Raw genomic sequence first — 11,490 nt, forward strand, 5'->3', positions numbered from 1 at the left:
TCATAGTAGTCGTAGGTCTTCCCGTTCTGCTTCTGGCGGCGGAGCTGCTGGACCGTCCCGTTTCTGACTTCGCTGTTGATCGTCTCCGGAGCCCGCCCCAACACCTGGGCAATATCGCGATTCGAGTACTTTTCCTTCTTCAGGACCGCGATCTGGCAGCGCTCGGCGTAGGAAAGGTGTTTTCCCTTGCGGGATTCTGTGTTAAGATGGGTTTGTGTCACGTGAATTCATCCTTGTCTATTGAGAGTTAGTGGTAACCTCAATATACCAGAAATTCACGTGGCGTTTTTTCTTTGGCGGTGGCTAGCTTCATTATAAAATCTGCCGTCTGTTTCATAATAAAACTTTTCACTATTTATCTTTAATGGATCTTTCCTTAAGACCCCATTATTTTTCTTTTGTCTATTAAGAATCGTGTATGGAACTTTTTCTTTATCATAGTAAATATTGAAGTTTTCGTTCTTTGTGAATACTTTAGCTGTAACTAATTGATTTCGTTTATAAGGCAATGTATTCATTACAATTAGTGGTTCGCCTTCATTGCCATTCAACTTCAAGGATAGCGACATCAGCTTCAATAGGTAATACTTATGAGAATAAGCTAAATTGAGCGCATTTTTTGTTTCCCGTTCGATATAAGCGTTTGTTTCTTCTGTTAAGTTAGCGGATGAATGCGTCTGACATAAAATCAATGTTTCCCATGCTTTATCGAGCAGACCGTGGCTGTAATTTACTCCTAAGCTATCCAACAATGCCATCATCGGTTGTAATTCATATGTCAGTACTCTTTCGCATTTATCTTGAAGAGCTTTTACGTCAGCTCGTGCTGAGTAAATTGAACGATGAACCCTATGGTATTGAGTAGATATAAGTTCATGCTGATGAGTTTTTACATTTTTTCCTTTCTTTCTGATTTTTTCAAAGTACTTTTCCCATGTTGTTTCCACAAATTCAATTTCATTCTGATTCTCATTATAATAGTCTATTCTTTCTCGTGTCTGATGTATCATTGGATTCTGATCAAATCCAAGAGGAAATACAAATTCATTCTCTATTGTAGAATAAGACAACAACCGATCAATCAGCTGGTGGACATCAATTTTATTATAATCCACCGCTTCATTTGTGAATAAAGTGCCTTCCTTGAAGGGATAAACTCCATATCCATATCCTGCAATCATGGTGTAAACGAGCAGTTGCGACCCATCATTCGATTCTAAATAAAACTCGCTTCCTAAATCGTATTCGTCTCCAACCCCTCTCGTAATCACGAAATCATTGATTCCATATTGGTTAAATATTTTCGGGTAATCGATGGAATGCCCGAATGAATCTGGTAAATAAGCAATTTTAGACGCTTTTCCTAACCTTTGAGCCGTCTTTAATCCTAATCGAAGGTTGTTTATAACCGATTCTCCACTCGTGATAAAGCTGTCCAGTTGCGAATTGAATGGACCAATGACTAACTGCCCTGACGTTACATAGGTTGAGATTCTTTCTTCATCTTCTGGGAACATTCTCAAATATTCGTCGATAGGAGCTGTTTGCCCGTCTAAAAAGAAATGCTGTAACTCTCCTTTATCGAAAGCTTCAAGAATTTCTTTCATATTATAGGCAAATTGAACATTTGCATCCTGAACAGTAAAGTACCAAATCAAATCCCAATGCGTATGGTGAATGCCGTTTGCTATTTTTTTCATGGAACCACCTCTCAATAGTATTTCTTCTGTATCTAAAGTATACTTGCCCCACTCTTCAACAATAAACAGCTTAAACACACAAAAAATGCAACATCTTATCCAAATGTTGCAAATTACTTAATGTATGCAGTTAGGATTGTTGCTATAATATAGTTAAAGCGCTTTCTAATTAATGCGGAAAGGAGAATGGAATTGTGCCCAAGCTTAAAAAAGTCCATAAATTAATCCAACTTCTCCTACAGCAAAAAGATGCACTAACGGTTAAAGAGTTGGCTGAATACATTGATGTTTCGGAACGCACTATCCATAACTATTTTCAGTCTGCCGAATTTTCTTCCTTCATACGGAAGAACGAATTAAAAAAAATTCCGAATGTCGGTGTCACTCTTGATATCAGTCCGGATAGAAAAGTAGAACTTCTATCTAAATTAAAGAACCAATCTGTATTGCCAGTTTCGTTTAACAATCTGGATGATTTCACTTTCATTTTGGTCGAAGTTTTCACTAAAAAAGAACCAATCCCTCTTACCTACTTGGAAAATCATCTTTATAAATCAACTTCCAGCATCCAAAATATCATCCAAGATGTGCAAGCATTTGTCTCCCGTTTTTCATGTGAACTGAAACAAATTAAAGGCAGAGGAATCAAACTTCAAGGGAAAGAAAATGATATTCGAAGCCTTTTTCTGTTCGTGTTAACAAATTACCTCTCCTCCACAGACAACGAATTTCAACACAACCGAATTACAGCTCGAACAAAATTTGTTCTATCTGCGTTCTTGGATGAAGAGGATCAAAAACGCCTCATTCAGTTAGTTAATGTGTACGAGAAAGCAATTGACAGCAATGTATGCGAAAATGATTACAACCTTTTGCTGTTATATCTTTTAATCATCCTTATCCGTACCAGAAACCAGTTTTATATTGAGGAGAGTATAACACCAGATATTACTCAAAGTGCTGAATTCCAGTACGCAATTTTATTAAAATTTCATATTGAACAGTATTTTTATGTAGCACTTCCCGATAATGAAATTCACTACCTTTCCAAAATATTGATGTCCACCAGGAAGCAGACAAATGCCACTACAGAGATTACTGAAAATAAAGTAATCAATGAATTTATCTCTGAAGTAGGTACTCAATTAAATGTTGATTTGAGTCAAGATGATGCATTAAGCAGAAACTTGATTACACATCTGAGACCTGCAATAAACCGTATGAAACAAGGTATTCCTTTCAGTAATCCCTTATTGGATCATATAAAAAATGAATACACAGAAATTTATTTGCTGGTATTAACGACTATTGAAAGACTGGAAAGAAAGGAAAACATCTTTTTCGACTCCAACGAAATCGGGTATATTTGTCTCCATATCATCGCCGCTCTCAACCGCTCTCGAAATTCAAAAACCTTTAAAACCGCTTTAGTGTGCAATGAAGGACTTTCTATCGAATTATTTCTATCCGATACAATTCAATCTCTCTTCAAGGAAGTAGAAATAACGAACATCTTTCGTTCCAATACCATCAACGAGCTCATTCCAGAAAACTTTGATTTAATTGTCAATACCACTAATACGGAAATAAATGCGCCCAATGTCGTAGAAATAAGTAATCTTTTTTCCCAGAAAGATTTTAATACGCTGAAACACTTCATCGCCTTTCGCTCAATAGAGACTTCCCCTAAAAGAGACTCCTTATATGAGTATTTACGTTTTTTTAAGGATAATTCTACTTCTCAAGAAGAGTTCATTTATTCAAGTTGTCATTACCTATTGGAAGAAGGAGATGTTACAGATAGATTTCCTTATACAGTGACTGAAAGGCAACAAAAAAGCTCCACATATGTTGCACGTGGAATTGCGGTGCTTCACGGATCGAAAGAAGAAGTTCTCCGACCTTCCATCGTTATTAGTAATTTGACTAATCCTATCGAATGGGATGGTTACAAGGTAAAGACAGTCATCTTTATCGTTTCAGATGACCAAAACCCAAAAATGTTCCAAATACTATTGCGCAAAATCATGAGAATCGCTTCTTCAGATGACCTTACTGAGGAGCTATATACTTGTAAGAACTTGGATGATGTTTATAAATTATTATCTGAAGTTAACACCAGTTTACAACTTTTTAAGCCATTGAAGATATAAAAATACAATTGAGTCGTTTTACTGGCTAAACCGCGTGCCGTTAAATTCGGTCGGTATCCCAATTCATCCATGACTTGTCGGACATTTTGTTTCGTCTTTTCACTGATGCTTGGTGAATTTTGCAGCGTACGGGAAACAGTCGAAGTGGCTACTCCGACTGTTTTTGCTACATCTTTTATGGTAATCGCCATTCCTACACCCCTTTCTCTTCTTTTTTATCCAGCCGTACTTTCAGCAAACGGTAAATTTGTAAGCTGTCTGATAACGGTATTCCTGATGCGGTGCGATCACGATCGAACGAAAAGCCGAATGGTGGACTGCATCGGGTAATTCTTGCGTTTCTAGAGCAATCCCACGATGACTGCTCATCTTTTCTTCAGCAACCATATAGTCTTCTTCCATATTGGTCGTTGAAAATACCACCACAGCATCTCGGTCTGTTTGAATCGATAAGCACCGTCCACTTTCCGGATCTTTCAATGCAAGGCGCTTTGTGCCCTCTAACTTAAAAGGGGTGTCGTAGCCTGCTGGATGTTTCTCTAAAGCTTTTCCCATTTGAATGGGTTCTCTAAAATCAAATGCCGTATCAGAAACAGGCAACAGTCTTCCAGTCGGCAGCTTTTCTGCATTCGTTTCTGCATAAGCGCTGGCTTCGATCTGCAAGGTGTGGTTTAAAATTTTGTTCTTTACGTTTCCACTTAAGTTAAAGTACGTATGGTTCGTAGGATTAAACAAAGTTTCTTGATCAGTTTGCGCTAGAATGTCCATTTCCCAAACATTTTCGTTTGTCCAATAGTAGATAACTTTTACACACAGATTTCCTGGATATCCATTATCTCCATGAGGGCTATCCAAAGAAAATTCGATACCTACTTTATGATGATCTTCTACTACCCGGCTTTTCCATACGCGATGACTGAAATTAGCAGTACCGCCATGAATGTGATGTTCGCCTTCATTTTTTGTCAATTGATGATCTTTCCAAGAAGCACGTGCAATGCGACCAGCTACTCTGCCGACAAGAGCGCCAAAATAAGGTGAATCTTTCACATACTGATCAAGGGAATCAAAGCCGAGCACGACATTTTCCATTCGACCTTCACGATCTGGAACTTCAATTGCGGTTACTACCGCTCCATACTCCATGCACCGGAATATCGCTCCTTGATCATTTGTTAGTGTATAGGAAAAAACTTCTTGCCCATCGACATGTCCCCATGAGCTTTTACGAATGTTCAACCGTTTCCCTCCACACACGTTCTACTAAAGCTGCTGAAAGAGAAGCTGTATCCGGCACAACTGTTGTCGCTTTTTGTAAAGTCTGTTCGTTTCCTACTCCAATCGAAACCATACCGGCTGCATTGATAGCGTCTACGCCGGCTGCTGCATCTTCTATACCTACGCATTCTTCTGGTTTAAAGCCCAAATCTTGCGCGCCCGTCAAGAAAATTTCTGGATCTGGTTTGCTAGCTTTCAATTGAGCAGGGTCAACGATTTCATCAAATGTATCTTTAAGACCGAGCTTTTCTAAAATCATCGGACCGTTTTGGCTGGCAGAAGCCAAGCCTAAACGCATCCCTTTTGCCTTTAATCCCGAAATCAAATCATTGATTCCTGGAAGAATGTCTTCAGGTGTTATTTGCTGGATCATGGTTTTATACAAATCATTTTTTTCTGTTGCCAATGCAAGCTTATCTTCCTCTGAGTAGGCGTCTAATTTGCTCCCTTTTGCCAAAATACGCTCTAGAGAGTCCATACGGCTGATACCCTTCAATTGCTCGTTAAACGCTTCATCGATCTCAATTCCAATTTTTGCAGCCAATGCTTTCCAAGCTTTGTAATGGTAAACAGCAGTGTCTGTGATCACACCATCTAAATCAAATAATACAGCTTTCATCTTCTTCACGCTTCCTTCCTCCTGTTGATCAGTATGTTCGTTACTAAACAGCAACTGTTTTGCAAGTGTATACTTGCTTCAGTAAAACAGCTTCATCGTAAACCGCCATGTCTAGCGGCTCACCTTCTAATAATGCTATCTTCACTTCATCACTTGTTACCGATACTTTTAACAAACGATCGCGATAATTGATATGGAAAGCATAGTTTTGCCAGTTCTTAGGCAAATACGGTCTAAAGGATAAGCGTCCATCAGTCGTTTTCATTCCTGCGAATCCTTGAACGATCGTCAGCCAGCTTCCCGTCATAGAAGTGATATGTAAGCCATCTTCGGTATCATTATTATAATTATCCAAGTCTAAACGTGCAGTTCGTTCATAAAAAGCAACCGCTTTGTCCATTTTTTTAAGATCAGCAGCCAAAATCGCATGAATACTTGGTGATAGACTTGATTCATGAACAGTCATAGGTTCATAAAAATCGAATTGGCGCTCGATCTCTTCAGTTGAGAATTCATCTCTAAAGAAGTAGAGGCCTTGCAAAACATCTGCCTGCTTGATGAATGGCGAACGCAAGATCTTATCCCAAGACCAGTTCTGATTCAATGGCAGTTCAGCAGGATCTAACGCGCTGACTGGCCGCAAGTCTTTATCAAGGAAAGTATCATGTTGAACGAAGATGCCTTGTTCTTTGTCATAAGGATAATACATTTTATTGATAATGTCTTGCCATTTGTCCAGTTCTTCTTCGCTGATATGAAGTTCTTCTTTTTTCAGCGGTGCCAATGGGAGTACTGATAGTGTGTAACGCAATGTCCAAGCTGCCATTTTATTTGTGTACCAGTTATTGTTTACGTTATTTTCGTACTCATTCGGTCCTGTAACACCGTGGATCATATATTGATCTTTCGTCCGATGATAATGCACACGATCGGCCCAAAAACGGCTGATGCCTACTAAGACATCTAATCCTTTTTCTTTCAAATAGGTTTCATCGCCTGTATAGTTCGTGTAGTTGTAGATCGCATATGCTATTGCGCCATTCCGGTGGATCTCTTCAAAGGTGATTTCCCACTCGTTGTGGCATTCAACACCTGTAAATGTGACCATGGGATACAATGCACCTTTCAATCCTTGCTGACGCGCATTGTGCTCAGCTTCTGGCAACTGATTGTGACGATACGTCAATAAGTTTTTGGTTACGCTTTGATCGGCTAAAGCTAAATAAAGGGGAACGGCATAAGCTTCTGTATCCCAGTAAGTGGCACCGCCATACTTTTCACCTGTAAAACCTTTTGGTCCAATATTTAAGCGGTAGTCTTCACCATAATAAGTGGAGAATAATTGGAATAGATTGAAACGAATGCCTTGTTGCGCAGCTGGATCTCCACCGATTTCAATATCCGCCTTTTGCCATCTTTCCAACCATAACGTTTGATGACGTCTTTTCAATTCGTCAAAGGATAAAGCATCTACTGCCTGACTGATCACTTGGCTTTGTTGTTCTACCTTTTCTGGATCATAGTCGCGAGAAGTTGTGAGCACGACCCGTTTTTCGATCGTTGCCGATTGTCCTGGTGTTAAATTACCACTATACGTTTCAGAAACTTTCATCGACGTCAGCACTTCACCCGTTTTTTCAACATGCGTTACGCGGTTCGTCATCGTTGCTCCAACAGTGAATTGTTCAATGCCAAAGTCATTTGGTTTGGTTTCGATAACCAGTGTATTCGCTTTTGACGCAACAGGCAGCCAGAATTTTTCTTCATAATTGGCATCTTCATTTGTGACATCACCGTCTAATGCAGGTATCAATTCTACATCGATCGTGTCAGATAAACTCGTCACCGATAAACGAATGGCACACAATTCTTTTTGATCCAAACTAACAAAACGTTCTACATTAACAGCTGCTTTTTTACCTTTTTTGTCTATCACATAACGTCGATTCAACAGACCATGCTGCATGTCCAATTCCATTTCAAAGTCCGTTATCGTATCTGTATACAAATCAACTTTTTCACCATCGATCACAATGTCCAACTGAATGAAGTTCATTGTATTGATCACTTTACCAAAATATTCTGGGTAACCGATCTTCCACCAGCCTACTCGCGTTTTGTCAGGGTACCAGATGCCGCCTATGTAACTTCCTTGATGATGATCTCCTGAGTAAGTTTCTTCGAAGTTGCCGCGCATGCCCATGTAACCGTTCCCAATACTAGTTAAGCTCTCTTGCAATCGGCGTTCTTTTTTATTCAACAGTGTAGTTTTTACTTTCCATTCATCAATATCAAACAATCGATTATCTGTCATTTCTTTTCCTCCTGATTCATTGAATGGCATAGGGATCCTCCCTGCTGCTTTCAATTTCTCTGTTATGCAACGTCAGTCTATAAGCAAACGGTTGCATTGTCAATTCAAAAATCGTTTTTTTATCTACGCTCTTCTCTTTTTGCTCCAAAAACCGCTTATCCTCGCGTTTCAACAATTCTGTTATCGATAACAAGTTTCTCCTTAGCATAAACCGCAGAAAAACGCTTGCATTTGCTTTTGAATAAACGTATCTTTAAGGTAACCGTTTGCATTATTTATTTTTTAACGGAACAAGAAGGAGAGGTTTTTAAAATGAAAAAGTTTTTTTCATTTGATTTTTGGCAAAAGTTAGGAAAAGCATTGATGGTCGTAGTGGCCGTGATGCCAGCCGCAGGATTGATGATCAGTATTGGAAAAATGATCACTATGTTTGGTGGAGATTTATTCCTTATCGGTACAACTGGCGGCGTAATGGAAAGTTTAGGTTGGGCCATCATTGGTAACCTACATATCTTATTCGCTGCAGCAATCGGGGGTTCATGGGCAAAAGAAAGAGCAGGCGGTGCTTTCGCAGCGCTATTAGCATTTATCCTGATCAATGTAACTACAGGTGCATTATTCGGTGTAACATCTGAAATGCTGACAACAGAAGGTGCAACAACGCATACTTTGTTTGGTAGCGAGATTTTGGTAGACGGTTACTTTACTTCTATCTTAGGTGCACCTGCGCTGAACATGGGGGTATTTGTAGGGATCATTGCTGGATTCGTCGGCGCAGTCATCTTCAACAAGTATTATAATTACCGCAAACTTCCTGAAGCCCTTTCTTTTTTAATGGAAAGCGTTTTGTTCCATTTGTCGTTATTCTATGGTCAGTGATCATTTCGCTTGTCTTAGCTGTTGTTTGGCCGATCATCCAAACAGGTATCAACAACTTTGGACAATGGATCGCGACTTCAAGTGAGACAGCTCCTATCTTTGCGCCATTTGTTTATGGTACATTAGAACGTCTTCTACTGCCTTTCGGTTTGCACCATATGCTGACGATCCCGGTCAACTATACTGCACTAGGCGGAACTTATACTGTATTGACCGGATCTTCTGCCGGTACACAAGTTTTCGGACAAGATCCTTTATGGTTAGCTTGGACGAGTGACTTGGTCAACTTGAAAAACGCTGGAGATACAGCTGCTTATAACAATCTTTTGGCTTCCGTGACACCTGCCCGCTTTAAAGCCGGACAAATGATTGGTGCTGCCGGAACATTGTTGGGAATTGCATTTGCAATGTATCGTCGTACAGACAAAGACAAACGTTCTAAGTACAAATCTATTTTCTTCTCTGCCGGTTTAGCTGTTTTCTTGACAGGTGTGACAGAACCGCTTGAATTCATGTTTATGTTTACTTCTCCTGCTTTATATGGTATTTATGCAGTGATTCAAGGTTTGTCTTTTGCATTAGTAGATATCATCAACTTACGTGTTCACTCGTTTGGTATTCTTGAATTCTTGACCCGTATTCCAATGTCGATCAATGCGGGGTTATTAGGAGATGTCATCAATTTTGTTCTTTCTTGTGTGATTTTCTTCTTACTTGCTTATGGTATTTCTTATTGGATGATCGGAAAATTCAACATCGCTACTCCAGGTCGTCTTGGTAATTACATTGATGAATCTTCATCAGAAACAACTGATGAGGAAGAAACAGACGCAGCCCCAGCAAATGAAACAACGAATGCACAAGTAGCTGGGATCATTGAAGCATTAGGCGGAAAAACAAACATTTCAGATGTAGATGCTTGTATGACACGTTTACGTGTAACCGTCAAAGATCCAGAAGCTGTCAAAAACGAAGAAGATTGGAAAGAGTTGGGTGCTCTAGGTTTGGTTAAAAAAGGTACAGGTATCCAAGCTATTTATGGACCTAAAGCCGATATTTTAAAATCAGATATTCTCGACGAATTAGGAGGATAGAAATTGAAATTGCTAACATTGAACACACACAGCTGGATGGAAGAAGAGGCACTTGAAAAGTTGACGTTCTTATGTGAAGCAATCGCTGCGCAGCAATTTGATGTGATCGCTTTGCAGGAAGTGAATCAATCGATTGCTGCTCCTTTAGTAGAGCCGTCGAGGTTGCTTTCTTTTGAAGAGGCAAACAAAGAACATCCCATCAAAGAAGATAACTTTGCGCTACTTTTACAGGAAAAACTTCGCGAAAAGGGGCTTTCTTACTATTGGACTTGGGAACCTTCTCATGTTGGGTATGACCGCTACGATGAAGGTTTGGCTCTATTGAGTTTGAATCCGATTGAAGAAGTTTCCTCGTTTTTTGTTTCAGAAAATAAGTCCTATGATAATTACAAGAGCCGCAAAGCCCTTGGCATCAAGTCAAAAGGACATTGGTACTTCAGCCTGCACCTTGGTTGGTGGCAAGATGAGGAAGAACCCTTTTCAAGCCAATGGGAAAAAGCCCAAAAAGTTTTTGAATCATTATCAGGTTGGATATTTCTAATGGGGGATTTCAACAATCCAGCCGACCAAAAAGAAGAAGGATACGATAGCGTTTCACAACAATGGTTCGACACTTACACGCTTGCTGAAGAAAAAGATAACGGCTTTACGGTTGCAAAGGCAATTGATGGATGGATAGATAATCAAACAGGTTTGCGAATGGATTATATCTTTTCGAATCATCCTGTTCCAGTGATTTCCTCAAAGGTGATCTTCAACGGACATCACTATCCAGTCGTTTCTGATCATTTCGGTGTTGCAGTTGAAACAAATGAAGCATGCTAAAACAGCTCTGTCATACTGATAACGACGATCAATAACACTGCAATGAACGGCCTTCTATGCTCTGTTCGGCATAGGTGGATGAATGTTTCAACCTTTCATCGCCTACTATTTTTTCAGACCGGCTCATTTAGGTAATCACTCTAGGGATTTCCTCCTTGGAGGCACAACATGCTGTTTTTTTCTATTTGTTATCGTATTAAATAAAAGTAAACACACAATCGCGATAGTGTCAATTAATGGTTGGAAAAAAGTTTTCGCCCTTGTGCTGATCATGTTTTTTATTTTTGGTTCTTTTTTATTTTTTTGATTTGTCAAATTAAGCGAGACAAAATATCATTGTCTACATGATCTAAGAAACACTCAAGTGGTGTTCGATAATTTAATGACTTTCTTGGAATGTTGTTTCTTCTAGAAGAAACGCTTGAAATGTACTCTTGTGTAACTGAATTGAAATCCATTTCTTTTGGTAGACCGGTTTTTCGTAGTAACCCATTTGAATTTTCATTTAGAGCTCTTTGAGAGGGCGTGCCTGGGTCTGCAAAATAAATGTCGATATCCTGTTGATTGCTGATGTTTTTCCAGTTTGAAAATTCTTTCCCGCAATCAAAAATAATCGATTTGAATAAGT

9 protein-coding genes and 1 pseudogene are annotated in these 11,490 nt (G+C 39.3%); 3 read left to right on the plus strand and 7 right to left on the minus strand.

The genetic code is table 11. From position 1 onward, the window contains the following. Nucleotides 1-221, minus strand: a 221-nt coding sequence (locus tag G470_RS13325; protein ID WP_028273280.1) for a helix-turn-helix domain-containing protein, incomplete at its 3' end; no start/stop codon positions are given. A gap of 54 nt (nt 222-275) precedes the next feature. After that, the gene (locus G470_RS0109745) at nt 276-1,700 is read right to left on the minus strand and encodes a glycoside hydrolase family 38 N-terminal domain-containing protein (protein ID WP_028274659.1); all 1,425 of its coding nucleotides are present in this window, start codon (nt 1,698-1,700) and stop codon (nt 276-278) included. A gap of 194 nt (nt 1,701-1,894) precedes the next feature. Here G470_RS0109745 and G470_RS0109750 point away from each other — a divergent pair, with 194 nt between their 5' ends. After that, on the plus strand, nt 1,895-3,853 hold the full coding sequence (locus G470_RS0109750) for a BglG family transcription antiterminator (RefSeq protein ID WP_028274660.1): 1,959 nt from the start codon (nt 1,895-1,897) through the stop codon (nt 3,851-3,853). On the opposite strand, the gene G470_RS14220 is transcribed toward G470_RS0109750, so the two are convergent. Genes G470_RS14220 through G470_RS0109765 form a run of 4 tightly spaced genes read right to left on the minus strand, consistent with a single transcriptional unit; the run spans nt 3,793 to nt 8,064 of the window. Then, entirely contained in the window at nt 3,793-4,044 is a 252-nt protein-coding gene (locus G470_RS14220) for a LacI family DNA-binding transcriptional regulator (RefSeq protein WP_420806591.1), read from the minus strand. The two genes, G470_RS0109750 and G470_RS14220, sit on opposite strands and share 61 nt — an antisense overlap. A 40-nt stretch (nt 4,045-4,084) precedes the next feature. Further along, nucleotides 4,085-5,092 (minus strand): aldose epimerase family protein, encoded by a 1,008-nt coding sequence (locus G470_RS0109755; RefSeq protein ID WP_028274661.1) that lies wholly within the window; start codon nt 5,090-5,092, stop codon nt 4,085-4,087. After that, complete coding sequence (gene pgmB / locus G470_RS0109760; protein ID WP_028274662.1) at nt 5,079-5,750, minus strand: beta-phosphoglucomutase; 672 nt, start codon at nt 5,748-5,750, stop codon at nt 5,079-5,081. The genes G470_RS0109755 and pgmB overlap by 14 nt, the downstream gene beginning before the upstream one ends. Before the next feature lie 43 nt (nt 5,751-5,793). After that, complete coding sequence (locus G470_RS0109765; RefSeq protein ID WP_028274663.1) at nt 5,794-8,064, minus strand: glycoside hydrolase family 65 protein; 2,271 nt, start codon at nt 8,062-8,064, stop codon at nt 5,794-5,796. Nucleotides 8,065-8,376: 312 nt separating this feature from the next. Between G470_RS0109765 and G470_RS13330 the strand changes: the two are divergent. Next, nucleotides 8,377-10,028, plus strand: a pseudogene (locus tag G470_RS13330) (PTS transporter subunit IIBC); the annotation flags it as partial. Between the two features lie 12 nt (nt 10,029-10,040). Next, complete coding sequence (locus tag G470_RS0109780) at nt 10,041-10,862, plus strand: endonuclease/exonuclease/phosphatase family protein (protein WP_028274664.1); 822 nt, start codon at nt 10,041-10,043, stop codon at nt 10,860-10,862. A 311-nt stretch (nt 10,863-11,173) separates the two neighbouring features. Here the strand turns inward: G470_RS0109780 and G470_RS14225 are convergent. Further along, nucleotides 11,174-11,490, minus strand: a 317-nt coding sequence (locus G470_RS14225) for an IS30 family transposase (RefSeq protein WP_156908056.1), incomplete at its 5' end; no start/stop codon positions are given.

This window comes from Atopococcus tabaci DSM 17538, assembly GCF_000429585.1.
GTDB classification, from domain to species: domain Bacteria; phylum Bacillota; class Bacilli; order Lactobacillales; family Carnobacteriaceae_A; genus Atopococcus; species Atopococcus tabaci.

Coding starts and splice junctions, on each gene's coding strand:
- G470_RS0109745 (WP_028274659.1), bottom strand. CDS start 1,700: ATGAAAAAAATAGCAAACGGCATTCACCATACGCATTGGGATTTGATT.
- G470_RS14220 (WP_420806591.1), bottom strand. CDS start 4,044: ATGGCGATTACCATAAAAGATGTAGCAAAAACAGTCGGAGTAGCCACT.
- pgmB (WP_028274662.1), bottom strand. CDS start 5,750: ATGAAAGCTGTATTATTTGATTTAGATGGTGTGATCACAGACACTGCT.
- G470_RS0109765 (WP_028274663.1), bottom strand. CDS start 8,064: ATGACAGATAATCGATTGTTTGATATTGATGAATGGAAAGTAAAAACT.